The organism is Acidobacteriaceae bacterium (assembly GCA_035944135.1).
Classification (GTDB): Bacteria; Acidobacteriota; Terriglobia; order Terriglobales; family Acidobacteriaceae; genus Granulicella.
Genome location: DASZBM010000010.1, coordinates 741280 through 757078, shown reverse-complemented (window position 1 = coordinate 757078; position 15799 = coordinate 741280). Strand labels below are relative to the sequence as shown.

The following is a 15799-nucleotide window of genomic DNA, read 5'->3' as shown; positions in this document are numbered from 1 at the left end:
CGGTCTCCTAAGCTTAGTCGACAGTGAGGGTGACCTGCACGGTGTGGGTGAGTGTGCCGGCGGTTCCGGTTACGGTGACCGTGTAGGTTTGGGGGTCATTGCCGTAGTAGCCGGTGGCCTGGTCCTGCAGACAGCCGCTGAGGCCAGTGCTGACGGCTGCGAGCCCAACGAAGATGAGGAGCAGCCGGATGACAGTACGACGGCGGCGGAGGAGGAAGCCGGTGGGCAGCAGCAGGAACGCAACGAAGGCTGGGGCTTCGTGCCGCAACGAGGGGCTTGCGGGGTTCACAGGCCGCCGCAGCGAACCCGTAAGCGGAGGAGCGGTGACGGTGAGGACGACGGGAGTGATTCCTGCACCGCCAGCGACGCTGCTGGGGTTGAAGGTGCCGGAGCCACCGCTCGGGAGGCCGGTCACGCTAAGAGCAACGGGAGCTGCGAGTGAGTTGGCGCCGATGGGCGAGACGACCAGGTTGTACTGCGTGCTGGCGCCGAGGATGATCGTCGCGGAATTCTGTGAGCCGGTTGCCAACGCTAACGAGAAGTCCTCAACGACCTGCGTGAGGGGCGTGGTCGTGATGGGTTGATAGAGACCGTTGCCGGCGTAGCTGGCGGTGAGGATGTGCTGGCCGTTGGTCGAGAAGGTGACGTTGAGGGTCGCGGCGCCGCTGGTGTTCAGCGTGGCGGTGCCAATGGCTTTCGTGCCGTCGTAGAAGGTGACGGTGCCGGTCGGCGTGCCGGCCGAGGAGGAGATCGTGGCGGTAAGCGCCGTGGAGCTGGAGATGAGAACTGGATTGACGGAACTGGTCAGCGCTGCAGTGGTCGAGAAGTTCTGTACGTTCTCGTTGACAACTGCCGATGTCGCGGCACCGTAGGGGCTGGTACCCGCGTAGCTTGCCGTGAGCGGGTGGGTGCCGGGCGCAGCGAACGAGGCGGTTAGCGTGGCGACGCCGCTCGCGTTCAGCGGGGCCGTGCCGAGGACAGTGGTGCCATCGAGGAAGGTGATGGCGCCGGTGGGTGTGCCAGTGGTCGAGCTCGCGGTTGCGGTGAGGACGGTGTTCGAGTTGACGTTCACCGGGTTGACGGAGCTGGTGAGACCGACGGTGGTGGTGAGGGTCTGAACGGTCTCGTTGAGTACCGATGAGGTCGCTGCCTGATACGGGCTGGTGGCCGGATAAGTCGCCGTGATGGGATGCGTGCCGGAGGTGGAGAACGAAACCGTGAGGGTCGCAACGCCGCTTGCATTCAGCGGTGCGGTGCCCAGGACCGTCGTGCCGTCGAGGAAGGTGATGGTGCCAGTTGGCGTGCCCGAGGTCGAGGATACGGTTGCGCTGAGGACGGTGTTCGCGTTGACGATGACCGGGTTGACGGAGCTTGTGAGACCGACGGTGGTGGTGAGGGTCTGGACGGTTTCGTTGAGCACCGAGGAGGTCGCTGCCAGATAGGGGCCGGTGGCGGGATACGTCGCCGTAATGGGATGCGTGCCGGTGGTAGAGAACGAAACCGTGAGGGTCGCGACACCGCTGGCATTCAGCGGGGCGGTGCCCAGGACCGTCGTGCCGTCAAGGAAGGTGATGGTGCCGGTGGGCGTGCCCGAGGTCGAGGATGCGGTTGCGGTAAGGACTGTGTTCGCGTTGATGATGACCGGGTTGACCGAGCTGGTGAGTCCGAGCGTGGTGCCGAACGTCTGAACGACCTGATTGAGCACGGCGGAGTTTGCGGCCTGGAAGAAACCGGCGCCGGGATAGCTGACGGTGAGCGGGTGCGTTCCCGCGGTGGAGAACGAGACGGTTAGCGTGGCGACGCCGCTGGAGTTGAGGGTGCCGGTGCCGAGGACTGTGCCGCCGTCCATGAAGGTAACGGTGCCGGTGGGCGTGCCGTAGGCAGAGCTGACGGTTGCAGTCAGCGTCGTGTTCGCGCCGAGGTTGACGGGATTGACGGAGCTTGTGAGTGAGACGGCCGGAGTGGTGATGACCGTAACCGGATTGCTGGTGCCGGTGTAGGTCTGGCCGGGGGTGAAGGTGGTGTCGGTGACAGTGACGGTCCAGGTACCGAGCGTGTTGAAGTTCAGCGCGTTTGCCGCGGTGGACGAAACAGTGAGGACACCGTTGTTGGCGGCGGTGAAGGTATAGGAAGCAAATGGGAGTTTGCAGGCAGGGTCGGTGCAGGAGAGATTGATCGTGCCCGTGTAGGTGGTGTCGATCGTGCCGTCGTTATTGATGGCTGTGATGGTGAGGGTTGTGGCCTGGCCCGGCGTGACCGTGGAGGGCGCGATGACGACGGTGAAGTGGTCGAGCACATGATATCCAGTGCCCGTGAGATTGACGTTCGCGGTGACGTTGCCATTGCCGGAGGCGGAGACGTTCAATGTGCCGGTATTGATGCCTGCAATGGTGGGCTTGAAACCGATCTCGAGCGTGCAGGCCTCGCCGACGAGAACCTGAGTGCCGTTGGTTCCGTTGGTTGTGTTAGGGCAGGTGCCGGTGGTGTCGGCGAAGAAGGCGTTGTTGCTGATGCTGGGGAAGTCGTTTCCGGCAACGTTCAGGAGATAGGTGCCGGTGTTCTCCACATTGAGCGCGAGATCGCCGTCGGCGGTATCGACGGAGCCGACGAGCGTGGGGGTTGCGAAAGTGAGCGAGGATGCCGAGCGCGTCACCTGCACGAGGCCCGCGACGGTGTCCGAGACGAGTAGATCGCCGGTGGGCAGGAGCATCACGCCGGCGGGAGTGGTGAGGGTGGCTCCGAGAAGGGTGATGGCGTACGGCGCTCCAGTAACCGGGAGCTCGACGAGGCGCTTGTTGCCGGTGTCCGCGACGGTGAGGCCGCCGGCGGCATTGGCGGCGACTGCCGCGGGGGCGGAGAGCGTAAGGCCGGAGAGCGGCAGCACGGTGGCCGCGTAGGAATGAAGACTGATCTCAACGATGCGGTTGTTGTTTGCGTCGGCGACGTAGAGATTGTCGGAGTCGTCGATAGTGAGGCCCTCGGGGCTTGAGAGCGGGGTACTGAGGCCGGTAAGTGTGATCGCGGCGGCCGCGTTGCCATTCTCGGTGTCGATTCGGATGATCTTGTTTGCGCCGGCGTCGGCGACGTAGAGATAGCCGAAGCCATCGAGCGCGAGGCCGGCGGGCTGGAGCAACGTGACGCCAGGGGTCGAGATGGCTGTGGGCGAGCCGCTGACAGGAATCTTGTAGACCGCGCCGGTGTTGGGCGAGGAGATGTAGAGCGTGCCGTCGCCGGCGATGGCGATGGACGAGAACGGCGCGGAGGTAGTGGAGGCAGGAACGGCGCCGAGCAGGGTGGCGCTGCCGGAGGTGGTGCTCTCGAGGATGCGGCCGTTCAGGGCGTCGTCGATGTAGAGATTGCCGGCCCCGTCGAGAACCGTGGAGGAGGGGTTGATGGTGGCCGGGCTGATGCCGGTGAGCGAGGTGATTGCGACTGCGGTGGCGGGGGAGACCACCATTTGCGGGCCGAGGCCTGCGCCGCGCAGCGGAACGCGATTGGTAACGTTGCCGCTTCCGTCCTCGACGAGGAGTTCGCCTGTGCGAAGACCGAGGACGGCGGGCGTGAAGGTGACGGTGATGGTGCAGGCCGTCGAGGCCGGGAGAGTTCCGATGCAGGTCGAAGTGGAGGCTGCGAAGTCCTTGCCCGAAACGCCGAGAGTGAGCGCGATGATGGGACCGACGGTAACGGGAGGGCTGCCGGCCGGAACGAAAAAGGTAAGGGTGGTGACGCTGGAGGTCGTGCCGAGGTTTACGCCGCCGAAGTCGACGGGGCCGCCGGGGGAAAGCGACTGGGCGAAGGTGTCTGAGGAGAATCCTGCAAAGGCGAGAAGAACGAGGAGCAGCAGGGAGAAACGAAGCCGGGTGCGTTGACGGGCGGGCGAGCCTGGAAGCCCGTAGTGGTGGGCGCGATCTTCGCGCGGCATGTGCATTCGATCCTCCACCCTGCGGCCCTAAAGCCAGGTTGCGGGCGCGACGTAAGGCGAGGTATCGCCCTCAAGGAGCTCGCGCCTGGATGCGCTCCTTCAAAAATCCCGGGAAAACCGGCGGCTCTTCGCATGATGCGCCGCCTCGTGGCCCTCTGCGCGTCGAGGTTTGCCCGAGGTGGCTAATTTAGCAGCACCACGGAGGTAATCCCCTCCCCCGAAGGGGGATGGTGCGCCAGAACGAAAGCGGCAGTGACCCCGGCGAGACAGTGCTATGCTTGCGGGCAAACGCAAAATTTCAAAGCGTTTCAGAGCAACGGACCGAGCGGGACAGGGTGAGGAAAACGGGATGAGTTCTGGAGGATGGTCGACGTCGCAGAGTACGGAGGTGGCTGCTGGTGGCGACCATCGTCAGCAGGCGGCGTACATGCTTCGGCCGCTGAGCCTGGGAGAGATCCTGGACCGCAGCTTCGCGGTCTATCGCGCGAACTTCTGGCTGTTCGTCGGCATTGGGTCATTGAGCGCAGCGGTGCAGTTGGTGGTGAATGCGATTGTGCTCGTTATCTATAAGGGCTACATTCCGGCTGCGGGCGCCGCACAAGTGGGGTTTCATTTCAACTTTGGCGGGCGGCAGACGGGAAACATGATCGGAGTTCTGCCGGTCTTTCTTGCCGGCGCGGTAACCCAGGCGGCTGCCGTATGGGCTCTAAGCGAGGTGTATCTCGGCCGCCGGGCGACCATCAGCCGATCGATTCGCGGCGTGATCGCGCGCTGGCTGCGCTTTGTGGGAATTGCCCTGTGGCAGCTGTGGAGCTTTGCTTGGCTTCCATTGCTACTGGTAGTTCCGGCGATCTTCCTCCTGGCGTACTCGAGCGCGCGATTTGGGATGACCGGGGCATTCGCCGGAGGCACCCTGTTGTTTTTGGGCATCGTAGGCGGCGGAGTCTACGGTGTAATCGCGATTATCCGAAATTCGTTGGCAGTTCCATCAGCAGTCCTGGAGAACTTGACGGTTCGTGCGGCGATGCGGCGCAGCAAAGTTTTGGCTGCCGGTGCCAAGGGACGGATCTTCGTTGTATTCCTGATCACGTGGTGCCTGTTCATCGTTGCGGGGTTCATCGAAATGCCGCTGGCTCTGCTGGTCATGTACGGCGCGATGCGCGGGGAGAAACATATCGCGGAGCAGATCTTGATGCTGCTGGTGAACTTCCTTGCGTACTCCGCCGTTGTGCCGGTGATGATGATCGGGCTTACGCTGGTGTACTTCGATCAACGGGTCCGGCAAGATGGACTCGATCTGCTGCTCATGCTTAACGGAGGAGTTCACGCCGAGACGAGCGGCAGCGCTTCACCGACCCTGCAGACAGGCGAGCCGGCGAGCGATGCAGCGGCGCTGTAACCGTCGAAACCAGGCACTGTATTGGGCGCAGGGGCTTCTGCTCCTGGCGATGCTGGGCGGTTGTGCGGGCGCAGCGATTGCACAGACACTTGTCGTGCCGGTTCACAAGGATGCGGTCGCGGCGAACACGCGGCCTCTGACTGGACCGCAACAGGCGGAGTTCGCACGGGCGCAATCTGCCGCGCGGAAGATACTCGCGCGCGCGGAGTTTCAGCGGCCCGAGCCCACGTGGTGGGATCGATTCAAGGCGAAGATCAATGAGATCCTTGTGCGGTTCTTTCTCGGCGTGGACCGGATGACCACGCAGTCGCCATGGGTGGGGCGGGTGTTGGAGTGGCTCCTGTTTGTTGTGGCGGCAGTCGGAGTTCTGGTGTGGGTGCTGCGGACGGTGCAGCGGCAGAGACTTCGCGTGGCGCTCGGTGGGCAGGCTGCGCAGGCGATGTCACGGAACCGCGAGACAGAAAACTGGCGCGAATTGGCTGAGCTCGAAGCATCGAAAGGCGCCTGGCGCGAGGCGATTCACGCGCTCTACTGGGCTGCGATCGTGCACCTGGAACAGCGGCGCGCGTGGAGGCACAACGAATCGCGCACTCCGCGCGAGTACGTTCGTCTGCTGAAGACAGGATCAGAGGAGCAGCGTGAACTGCGCACGCTCACCAACTCTTTGGAAGAGAGTTGGTATGGGCACCGCGAGCCGAATGAGCGGGAGTTTGGCGCGGCGCGCGAAAGCTTTGATCGACTGATGGCGAATTCACCACAACACGGCGCCCCCGCTGGAGGGCAAGCGTGAGCGGCGCACAGTGGAGCGATAAGAAAATTGTGTTGTGGATGGGCGCGATCATTCTGCTGCTGATTGTTGCAGTGAGCGTACTTGCGCCAGCCACCGCCGACGAAGACTTTCAACCAACGACGTATAACACCGGGCCGCGAGGAGCAAAGGCAGCCTTCCTGACATTGCAGGCCATTGGACGGACGACATCGCGCCTTGAAGGGTCTATCAATCAGCTTAGTAGCGTGGATGCGTCACGTACGACGCTTGTGCTGGCGGCCCCGGTTTATAGCGCACCGGACTATGACGCGATTGCGAGTGCTGTTAAGCAGTTTCTCGAACGCGGTGGACACGTGCTGACGACAGGACCCACGGGTGCTTTGCTTTTGCCCGATGGCAAAGCGGGCCCGCCAACGGTCTTCCTCGGCGACGCCTGCCACACTAATCCTGGTGATGGACCGCTTGCGGCTGCGGGTCCTGTGCCCATGTTCGATAGAGGCACGTGGGATGGCAATAAAAACGTGGAGATCGCGCACCGCTGCGGAGAGGACGCGGTCGTGGTGCGGATGCACGTGGGGCGCGGCGAAGCAATCTGGTGGAGTTCTGCGAGCCCGCTGACGAACGCGCAACTGAAGAACGACGCAGACCTGCGGCTCCTGCTGTTGAGCGTTGGCGATGGGCGGGCGGTTGTGTGGGATGAGTCACTGCATGGCGCGCCGCAAGGACTGTGGAGTGCGGCACGCGGCTTGCCGCTGGGATGGCTGGTCGCACAGGTCGCATTGCTTGCGGTGCTGCTGGTGCTCAGCTTCAGCCGCAGGAATGGACCGCTCCGCGCGCCCGTCGCGCTGCCGCGGAGTTCGCCTGTAGAGTTTGCGACATCGATGGGTGACCTGTACGAAAAGGCACGTGCAACGACTGCAGCAACGGATGCAGCCCGGCGGAGATTGCTGCGCACAATCGTGCGCGATGCGGGCGTGCCTCAGGCCGTGTTGGCAGAGGGAAGCCAGGCGGTTGTGAGTGCATTGCAGGAGCGGCTCGGCGGAGACTGGAAGATCGTGGGCGAAAACCTGGAAAAGGCGAGTGGAGAAGCAACGGAAAATCCGACACTACGCGAGGCGCTAGCGATTTCTCGCGCACTCTCGGAAGATGCGGAGAGGATTCGTGCGGCCGCGCGCAGTGGACGCTCGCGGAACGTTGGAGTTGCAAGCGTGGTGTAGTTTTGGGTCGGAAGCTGCAAGGACAGGAGCAGGTGAATGAACGACGGAGTGGCGACCGCGAGCGAGTTGTTTGCACGCGGCCAACAGGAGATCGGGCGCATTATCGCCGGGCAGCAGGAGCCTGTAGCGCAGGCGCTGCTCACGATGCTGTGTGGCGGACACGCCCTTGTGGAGGGAGTGCCCGGTGTGGCGAAGACGCTCGCAGTGAAGACGCTGGCGCGTTTTCTTGGGCTGGAATTTCGGAGAGTCCAGGGAACGCCCGACATGATGCCCGCGGACATCCTGGGCACAAGCGTCTTTTCACCGAAGACGGGAGAGTTCACGTTCCACAAGGGGCCGGTATTCACGCAGTTTCTGCTGGCGGATGAGATCAACCGCATGCCACCGCGAACGCAGGCGGCACTGCTTGAGTCGATGGAGGAGCGCCAGGTGACGGCGGACGGCGTGCGGCATGCGCTGGATGATTTCTTCACGGTCTTCGCGACTCAGAATCCGGTGGAGTTCGAGGGCACGTATCCGCTTCCGGAGGCGCAGCTCGACCGCTTTCTGCTGAAGATCAAGGTTGGGTATCCGGAGATTGCAGACGAGCGCGTGGTGCTGGAGCGGCATCACGCGTCAACCGATGCTGCGGGGCTCGCGGATACGCCGATCGATGCCGTGCCGTTCCAGATACTCGCACAGGCTCGGCGTGAGATCCGCGCCGTTCGTGTCGAGCCGGCGATCTTCGATTATCTGCTCGCGCTCGTGCGAAGGACGCGCGAATGGCCGGCGATCGCACTGGGAGCCAGCCCACGCGCGAGTGCTTCGCTGCTACTGGTGGCGAAGGCAACGGCTGCACGCGAAGGTCGCGACTTCGTTGTACCCGACGACGTGAAAGAGGCGGCGATTCCCGTGCTGCGGCATCGGCTCGTGCTTCGACCGGAAGCAGAGTTGGAGGGGCTCGATGCTGACCGCGTCGTGGGTGAGGTGCTGGCAGCGACGGCAGTTCCAAAGTAGCGATGCAGACACTGGTACCAGAACCCGGAAGCGGTACGGCGAAGCCGATGGGTCGCATCGGCCGGTGGGCGGGCTTCGGCCTGACCGCGAGAGCGCTCCTCCTGTTCTGCGCGGGCCTGCTGCTCGCGATCCCGGCGTTCTGGCATCCACGCCGGATCGGCTTCATGCTCGCCTGGGATATGCTTCTGCTCATTGTGTGCATCGCGGACGCTGCGCGTCTTCCCCGCCCTGAGTCGCTCATCGTTATGCGCAGATTCCTGGATTCACCGCAGCTTGGTGAGCCGACGCGTATGGAAATTGCGGTCCGCATGGAGGCGGACGCGGTGATCGACGCCCGTGTCGTGGATGATCTCCACCCGGCGCTGATCGCATCGCCCGAGGCTCAACGCATCGAAGTCTTCCCTCGCGAGGAGGCTGTTTCGAGCCAGACAATCTGGCCCGGCGAACGAGGCGATTTTGCGCTCGGGAAAGTGTATGTACGTTATCGCGGAGCTCTTGGGCTGATCGAGCGGTGGACGGCCGCAGAGCCTGTCACCGCATCTGGCGCAGCGCAAAGAGTGCGGGTGTTTCCTGCGCACGAAGACAGCCGCGGGCGTGCGGCGTTCTTCCTGCTGCGCGCGCGGCAGATTGAGTTGCAGCGCCGCAAGCTGCAGCTACGCGGAACGGGACGCGAGTTTGAAAGCCTGCGCGACTTTCAGCAAGGCGATGAGATGCGGTCCATCTCGTGGACCGCAACGGCGCGGAGGGGAAAGCTGGTGGCTCGGCAGTTCACTGCCGAGCGTTCGCAGCAGGTGTGGGTCGTGCTCGATGCAGGAAGGTTGTCACGCACCGCGTTCCAACTTCGTCGCGGCGGGCCGGAGCTCGTTGGCGAAACGGTGATGGAGCGCGACCGCGCCCATCGGATGACCGTCACACAACTGGACCAGGCAACGACGGCAGCCGTGATGCTCGCGCAGGTCGTCAGCGGATCCGGCGACAAGTTCGCGATGCTGGCGTATGGTCGCGAGGTGAAGCAGGCGCTGCCGCCCGGCGCGGGCGTTGTGCACACGCGGCTACTGCTCGATCTGCTGAGCCAGACCAGGGCCGATGCAGCGGAGGCCGATCATCTGAACGCTGTTGCGCGACTGAAGATGCTGCAGCGCCGGCGCGGGCTGATGGTGTGGATCACGGAGTTGGTGGACTCAGCGGGAAGACCGGAACTGGTGACCGCGGCGAGCGAGCTCGTGCGCAGGCACCTGGTGGTGCTCGTTCTGTTGAAGCATCCGGAGCTGGAAGAACTGGCGGCACGCGTGCCAAAGGCGCGCGAGGAGATGTTCCATACCGCCGCGGCACAGGAGATGCTCGAGCGACGCCGAGAGACGATTGCGCACCTGGAGCGCCAGGGCGTGCTCATCGTGGAGACAACCGCCGAGGAGGTCGGCGCGCGGGCGGTGAGCCAGTACCTTGAAGTGAAGGCGCGCGGGCTGCTGTAGCCTCTACTGCTTGTTGTTCTTCTTCAACAGATCAAGCACCTCTTCCGCGTGACCCTCGGGCTTCACGTTTTCGAAGACATGCACGAGCCTGCGGTCGGGACCGATGAGGAACGTGGTACGGGCCACGCCGGTGACGGGCTTGCCATACATCGTTTTGTTGCGCAGGAGGTCGAAGCGCTTGATGAGCATCTCATCCGCGTCGGCGAGCAGCGGGTACTGGATGTCGTACTTTTCTGCGAATTTCTTCTGCGCCCGAACGGTGTCGCGCGAGATCCCGAGGACAACGGCTCCGGCTTTCTTGAGTTTTGCGAACTGGTCGCGAAAGCCGCAGGCTTCGATGGTGCAGCCGGGCGTGTCGGCGCGCGGATAGAAGAACAGAATCACGGGTGAACCTTTGAACTGCGAAAGCGTGACAGGATTCCCGTCCTGATCGGGGAGAGTGAAGTCTTCGATGAGGTCGCCGGGTTTGGGTTGCGGCATGCTTGCTCCTTCTCTTGTGTACGCAAGCAAGGATATCGCGCCGAGATGTCAGTTGAAGAGAGAGAGCTGAGGTTCGCTATTGCGAGATTTGCGGCGAGGTGGGTCATCGAAGACGGTGCGGCCGCCGATCGAAGGCGAGATACGACGCTCGTGTTCGATCGCCGCAGTGAAATTGGCCAGCGGCTGGCGATCTTGCTCAACCGCGCGTGTCAGGCGGTCCAATCGTTTGAACCCCTCGAGCTTTTCAGTGTGGCCGAGGTGTGCGGCGTCAAGCGAACGCCGCAGGATCGCGAGCGACTCGTCATAGGTCTTGAGCGGGACGGGAAATGGATGACCGTCCTTGCCTCCATGCGCGAAGGAGAAGCGCGCAGGATCTGCGAAACGGCTTGGGGCGCCGTGAACGACTTCGGCGATGAGGGCGAGCGACTGTAGCGTGCGAGGGCCGAGCCCCTCAACGAGAAGCAGTGACGCAAAGTCGCGAAGCTCCTGCTCGTGCGCGACCGCAAGCACGGCGCCAAGGCGCTTCAGGTCGACATCCTTTGCACGCACTTCATGATGTGCAGGCATGGTGAGTTTGCGAGCCTCCTGCAATGACGATTCAACGGGCTCGTGCGCGATAGAAAGAAGCACGTTCTGCGCTTTCGCTGACCGGCCATCGACGAGGTTCAGAATGGTGCCTTGCGGCTGACCGAGGATCGCCACGTGCGGGTCCGTTACGAAGTCGCGCACCGCCGCAGAGTGCCAGTGGTAGCGACGTGCCAGATGACTCGCCGGATTCATTCCCTGTTGAACGACTGCCCATTCACCGGAATCGTGAACGACAAAGGCATGCAGATAAAGCTGAAATCCGTCGGCGATCGCGTTATTGTCAATCCGAGCGGTAAGGCGGCTGGTGCGCGCGAGGACTTCGCCATCGAGCCCATTGCGGGACGAGACTGCACGCAGTTCCTCCGGCGTGCGTTTCGAGTGGCGTCCACGGCCGCCGCAGATGGTGAATCCAAGATCCGCAACGCGCGGGTTCAGGCCGCGTTTGAGCGCGCCCATTACGGAGGTGGTGATGCCGGACGAATGCCAGTCCATGCCCATCACGCAACCGAGCGCCTGGAACCAGAACGGGTCGCTGAGGCGCGTCAGGAACTCCGACGGTCCATAGCTGAGGACGATGTGCTCTGTGATCGCGGCGCCCAGGGCGGTCATCCGCTCCGCAAGCCAGGGCGGAACGCGGCCGTTATGCAGCGGAAGGTCGGCGGTTCCGGAGCGCTTCACGGCTTGGCTTCCTCCCATTTCGCTCCTTTATTTTCGCTTAAGTTTCGCTGAACACCCAAAGAAGAAAGGCCGCCATGAAACATGGCGGCCTTCTGGAAACTAGCCTTTGGTTAAATCAACACCGGTTCGGGTACATCCTCAACAACTTCCTGATCGGTGGACGCGATAGAGCTGGCCTGCGGGAAGTAGGCGTTGGACACATATTGGCCAAGCATCCGATGCGTGTTGAAGAATGTTCCATTGATCGCGATACAGTGCCGGCGGAGGCGCGCAAACGCGTCTTTGTTGCGGTACAGCGGCGCAATAACGGTTTCGAGCTTCGTGTAGAGTTGATCGGCTTCGCGAGTCTCGTCGTCGAAGTCGTCGATGGACCAGCCGGTGATGTTTTCGGCACAGCCTTCGATCCACCAGCCGTCGAGCACGGACAGTGAGGGCACGCCGTTGAGCGCAGCCTTCATGCCGCTGGTTCCAGAGGCCTCATACGGCCGGCGCGGCGTGTTCAGCCAAACATCTACACCGTTCGTCAGCTGCTCGCCGAGATCCCAGTCGTAGTTCTCGAGGTAGAGAATCTGGAGCTTCGAAGAGTGCAAGCGGGCGGCATCGGCGACGACCTCGCGAATGAGCGCCTTGCCGGCGTTGTCGGCCGGGTGAGCCTTTCCGGCGAACAGAATCTGCAAGCCGCCAATGCGCTCGGCGAGATCGTGCAGGCGCTGGCCGTCCTTGAAAAGCAGCGTTGCCCGCTTGTAGGTCGCGGCCCGACGCGCGAAGCCGAGTGTCAGGATGTTGGGATCGAGCTCTACGCCCGTGCGAGCCTTCACCGTGGCGAAGAGCCGCTCCTTGCCGCGTGCATGTGTCGCGTCGATCACTTCAGGCTCGATACCGTAGACAGATCGGAAGTATTGATTGTCGTGCCGCCATTCGGGAACCTCTTTGTCGAAGAGCTTCTGGAAGGGCTGCGAAAGCCATGTGCCTGCGTGCACGCCATTGGTGATGGAGTGGACGCGATACTCAGGGAACATTCCCTGCGAGACTTTGCCGTGCTGCATCGCCACGCCATTCACGTAACGCGAGAAGCGCAGCGCGAGGTAGGTCATGTTCATCAGGCCGTTGTGCAGTGCGCCGAAGCGTTCAATGCAGGCTGCGCGGTCGTGGCCGAGAACTGAATACATCTGATCCGTCCCGAACTGGTCGTGCCCGGCGGGAACTGGCGTATGGGTGGTGAAGACGCAGGTCTGGCGAACCGCTTCGGCATCCGACTCGGAGGCGTTGCGAAGGGGAGCTCCATGCAGCCGGTCTTCCAACAGCCCTATGGTCAGCAGAGCCGCGTGCCCCTCATTCATGTGGCAGACTTCGGGCTGGCAACCGAGTGCGTGAAGCAGATGAATGCCGCCGAGCCCAAGGATGGTCTCCTGGCACAAGCGGTAATAGGTATCGCCGCCATAGAGATGGTTTGTGAGCGTGCGGTCGTAGGGATCGTTGCCGTCGATGTCGGTGTCCAGCAGGAAGACCGGAATGACATGGCCCGTACAACCGATGACGTCAAAACGCCAGGCGCGGATGGCCAGATCGCGACCCTGCATTTGAATCGTGATTGTCGTGCCAGCTGAAGGCAGCGTGGCCTCCGGGGACCAGACGACGTCCGACTCGGTCTGCTGACCGGAGGCGTCCAGGTGCTGCTGAAAATAGCCGTGCCGGTGCACCAGGGAGATTGCCACCATGGATGCTCCGGTGTCAGCTGCCGAGCGGAGGGTGTCCCCCGCCAGCATGCCTAGACCGCCCGAGTAGGTCGGCAGGTCTTTGCGAAGGGCAATCTCCATCGAAAAGTACGCGACTTTTCGATCGGCGAGATCGACGGAAGTGTTAGAGGAAAACGTTTGATGGGCCGAAAAGTTCAGATCACTCATGCGCAATCGAGAATCCATTTCTCCAAACGGTGTACGCAATAGCACCGCCGGGGTGCAGGGGGTTTGGAATGAGACGCAAATTCAGCCCGGTACGACACGAAAATCCTGCAAATTTCCTAAGAAAAGACTATCAAACCGGCACCAAATTGCCCTTATTTACGTGCGGGCGGATGTGGATTCCAAGGCATTAATTCTCCTGGGTCAGAGGGGCTACCCCTGCAACTATCGAAGAATCAATGGATAGGACCGCCGAAACCGAATTTCATGGCGAGGCCCAGAACCAAGGCGAGTACCACCGCTACTGTTGAGGTGAGCACCGCGGAGCGCAGACGGTGGCGGGCGGCGCCGATCAGCAGGAACAGGACATACAGGATGAACATGAAAATGATGCCGTCGAGCACGAAATAGCGATTCCCGCTGAGAGCTATCTTCCAGTCCGGAACGTGCGAGGCCGGGATTCCCGCAAGAAGCGAGCCAGCTAAGAAGACGAAGAGAAAGAGGATCGTCTCCAAAATGATAGCAATGGCGCGCTTCATGGGGTCCCTTTCAGCATGGAGAAGATGTGAAGAGTTTAGCGCAGAGCGTTCGGAATCTGTGACTTATCGTAGCGAAGCCTCGTACACAGCAAACCGGCGCTCCAGTTCCCACTGTTGAGCGGCCTTTTCGTTGGCGTCCAACAGAGCCTGACAGGCACGAGACGGGGTGCTGTTTGCCGCAATCGGCGCAGCGCAGACGGGTTTGCGGTGTGCGAAGTCGTCCGGGGTGACATAGAGGCTTTCGCCGTGCAGGAAGCTGTGCTCGAGCGACGCGCGAGCCGACTGCTTCAGCTCGGCGTATGTCAGGTCCTGTTCGTCGGCAGCTTTGACGTATTCGTGGGTCAGATCGATCCGGGAGACACCCTCGTCATCCGTGGAGAGCGCAAACGGCACATGGGAAGCGAGATAGGCGTGCAGCGGGTGATCGGCGCCGGCGATACCGAGGATCACATCGTTCGACGTCAGGTTGACCTCAACCATGATGTGTTTCGTCGCCATCTCGTGCAGCAGCCGAAGCGGGTTGTCCTCATAAAGGATGTCGACGCCGTGCCCGATGCGCTCGGCATGGCCGAGGTTCACGGCTTCACGTATATGGAATGTGAGGCCCGCCGGCGGGACCATGCCCGGTGCGAGTTCTCCCGCATGCAGCGTGATGTGCACCTTGGGATAGACGGAGTGCAGATAGTCAAGCATCTGCATCTGCAGGTGATAGTCGCGCATGGAGATGTAGCCGTCCTCAGGCATCACGAAGTTAATGCCGACCACATCCGGATCCGCACTCGCAACCTCAAACCCGAGCAGCGTCTGCGCAAAGACCTGCTGCGGCGGGAAGCCGCGGAGAACCTGGTAGAGAAAGTGGATCTGTACATGGCACGCGGGCGAGGCATCGTTCGGTAAATTGCAGTGTTCGATATGGTTGCGAGTTTCAAGAGCATGCGACAGCTCGGCCCGATCCACTGGAACTTCATCGCGCAGACCCGAGGCGATCAAGCGGTCACGAACCGCGGCGAGCTGTGCGGGAGTGATTGAGTTCTCCGCGCCTTCGGGCCAGCCGGTTTTGTAGGCAAGCGCCGCAGCGCGCGAGAACGTGGGCGTCTGCATGATTTCGAGGTACTGCTCGTTCTGTGCGGCGGCACGCGTGGCCACCTCGTCCAACCACTCGCCGGAATGGTCCTTCAAGCCGCCAAAGCGCGCAAACGTCGCGAAGAATTGATCGTGGCCGTCGATTCCTTCGGTCGCAACGAATGCGCGCATGGAAAAGCTGTCGATCAGTTCGTCATAGAGCGCCTGGTTCTTGAAGGCGTCGGAAGCCGGGACCTGACCTCGATCGCACTTGTTCGATTTGCCGTCCTGCGGAGCGACAAGATGCACCGCGTCCTGTCCGACGGCCACCGGCGGCAAACCTGGCTCGACCGGCGCAACGCAGAGACCATCGCGCGCAGCATCGTCAATGAAGGTCTCGGCATACACAGCGCCCGAGAGATGCATGTGCAGGTCGGCGCCCTTGGGCATTGTTCGGAGCAGCGCGTAGAGCTCTGGATTGCCGGCTTTCTTCGCGGCTTCGAGAACGCGGTCCGCGCGGGCCTCACCAGGTGTTTCGGCGTGCGTGCGCAGCGCAGCAGCCAAGACAAGTACGGCAAACAGATAAGAAATCGAGCGGCGAACCATGAACGCTCTCCCGAACATGCGACAATCCGTCGCGCATTGTGGTGCTGATCTATGTTCTGAAGATGATACGAGAGCGTCCGTTGAGGGACTTGGGTTTGGCGCATTCGTGGCGCATTGGTATACTGCAGATCGACGTCTCTGAGGCTGCGCGTGCGATGCGGGCGGCCAAT

The 15799-nt window shown here is 62.3% G+C and carries 11 protein-coding genes; 5 read left to right on the top strand and 6 right to left on the bottom strand.

What is annotated here, in order from left to right:
• Positions 1–13: 13 nt before the first annotated feature.
• A complete protein-coding gene (locus VGU25_17575; protein HEV2579019.1) occupies positions 14–3922 on the bottom strand; it encodes an Ig-like domain repeat protein in 3909 nt (1302 codons plus the stop codon).
• Between the two features lie 349 nt (positions 3923–4271).
• Between VGU25_17575 and VGU25_17570 the strand changes: the two genes are divergently transcribed.
• From VGU25_17570 to VGU25_17550, 5 genes are read left to right on the top strand one after another with little or no spacing between them, the layout of a single operon-like run.
• Entirely contained in the window at positions 4272–5321 is a 1050-nt protein-coding gene (locus tag VGU25_17570) for a hypothetical protein (GenBank protein HEV2579018.1), read from the top strand.
• A complete protein-coding gene (locus VGU25_17565) occupies positions 5305–6111 on the top strand; it encodes a DUF4129 domain-containing protein (protein ID HEV2579017.1) in 807 nt (268 codons plus the stop codon). Before VGU25_17570 ends, VGU25_17565 begins: the two co-directional genes overlap by 17 nt.
• Positions 6108–7307 (top strand): DUF4350 domain-containing protein, encoded by a 1200-nt coding sequence (locus VGU25_17560; protein HEV2579016.1) that lies wholly within the window; start codon positions 6108–6110, stop codon positions 7305–7307. Before VGU25_17565 ends, VGU25_17560 begins: the two co-directional genes overlap by 4 nt.
• A 36-nt stretch (positions 7308–7343) precedes the next feature.
• Positions 7344–8303: a MoxR family ATPase gene (locus VGU25_17555; protein HEV2579015.1), complete on the top strand. Its 960-nt coding sequence runs from the start codon at positions 7344–7346 to the stop codon at positions 8301–8303.
• A 2-nt stretch (positions 8304–8305) separates the two neighbouring features.
• Positions 8306–9775: a DUF58 domain-containing protein gene (locus tag VGU25_17550; protein ID HEV2579014.1), complete on the top strand. Its 1470-nt coding sequence runs from the start codon at positions 8306–8308 to the stop codon at positions 9773–9775.
• 3 nt (positions 9776–9778) lie between these two features.
• Here VGU25_17550 and bcp read toward each other — a convergent pair whose 3' ends face one another.
• The 5 genes from bcp to VGU25_17525 form a co-directional block, all read right to left on the bottom strand.
• The gene (gene bcp / locus VGU25_17545) at positions 9779–10255 is read right to left on the bottom strand and encodes a thioredoxin-dependent thiol peroxidase (GenBank protein ID HEV2579013.1); all 477 of its coding nucleotides are present in this window, start codon (positions 10253–10255) and stop codon (positions 9779–9781) included.
• A gap of 48 nt (positions 10256–10303) precedes the next feature.
• Positions 10304–11539 (bottom strand): DUF763 domain-containing protein, encoded by a 1236-nt coding sequence (locus VGU25_17540; protein ID HEV2579012.1) that lies wholly within the window; start codon positions 11537–11539, stop codon positions 10304–10306.
• A gap of 92 nt (positions 11540–11631) precedes the next feature.
• Positions 11632–13425 carry an alpha-glucan family phosphorylase gene (gene glgP, locus VGU25_17535; protein ID HEV2579011.1) on the bottom strand — a complete coding sequence of 598 codons (1794 nt, stop codon included), beginning with the start codon at positions 13423–13425 and terminating at the stop codon, positions 11632–11634.
• A gap of 233 nt (positions 13426–13658) precedes the next feature.
• Complete coding sequence (locus VGU25_17530; protein ID HEV2579010.1) at positions 13659–13961, bottom strand: hypothetical protein; 303 nt, start codon at positions 13959–13961, stop codon at positions 13659–13661.
• A gap of 63 nt (positions 13962–14024) precedes the next feature.
• Positions 14025–15629: an adenosine deaminase gene (locus VGU25_17525; GenBank protein HEV2579009.1), complete on the bottom strand. Its 1605-nt coding sequence runs from the start codon at positions 15627–15629 to the stop codon at positions 14025–14027.
• Between the last annotated feature and the right edge of the window lie 170 nt (positions 15630–15799).

Excerpts from the sequence above, each read along its gene's own strand:
- VGU25_17575 (HEV2579019.1), bottom strand. The coding sequence starts at position 3,922 with ATGCCGCGCGAAGATCGCGCCCACCACTACGGGCTTCCAGGCTCGCCC.
- VGU25_17570 (HEV2579018.1), top strand. The coding sequence starts at position 4,272 with ATGAGTTCTGGAGGATGGTCGACGTCGCAGAGTACGGAGGTGGCTGCT.
- VGU25_17565 (HEV2579017.1), top strand. The coding sequence starts at position 5,305 with ATGCAGCGGCGCTGTAACCGTCGAAACCAGGCACTGTATTGGGCGCAG.
- VGU25_17555 (HEV2579015.1), top strand. The coding sequence starts at position 7,344 with ATGAACGACGGAGTGGCGACCGCGAGCGAGTTGTTTGCACGCGGCCAA.
- VGU25_17550 (HEV2579014.1), top strand. The coding sequence starts at position 8,306 with ATGCAGACACTGGTACCAGAACCCGGAAGCGGTACGGCGAAGCCGATG.
- bcp (HEV2579013.1), bottom strand. The coding sequence starts at position 10,255 with ATGCCGCAACCCAAACCCGGCGACCTCATCGAAGACTTCACTCTCCCC.
- VGU25_17540 (HEV2579012.1), bottom strand. The coding sequence starts at position 11,539 with ATGGGAGGAAGCCAAGCCGTGAAGCGCTCCGGAACCGCCGACCTTCCG.
- glgP (HEV2579011.1), bottom strand. The coding sequence starts at position 13,425 with ATGAGTGATCTGAACTTTTCGGCCCATCAAACGTTTTCCTCTAACACT.
- VGU25_17530 (HEV2579010.1), bottom strand. The coding sequence starts at position 13,961 with ATGAAGCGCGCCATTGCTATCATTTTGGAGACGATCCTCTTTCTCTTC.
- VGU25_17525 (HEV2579009.1), bottom strand. The coding sequence starts at position 15,629 with ATGGTTCGCCGCTCGATTTCTTATCTGTTTGCCGTACTTGTCTTGGCT.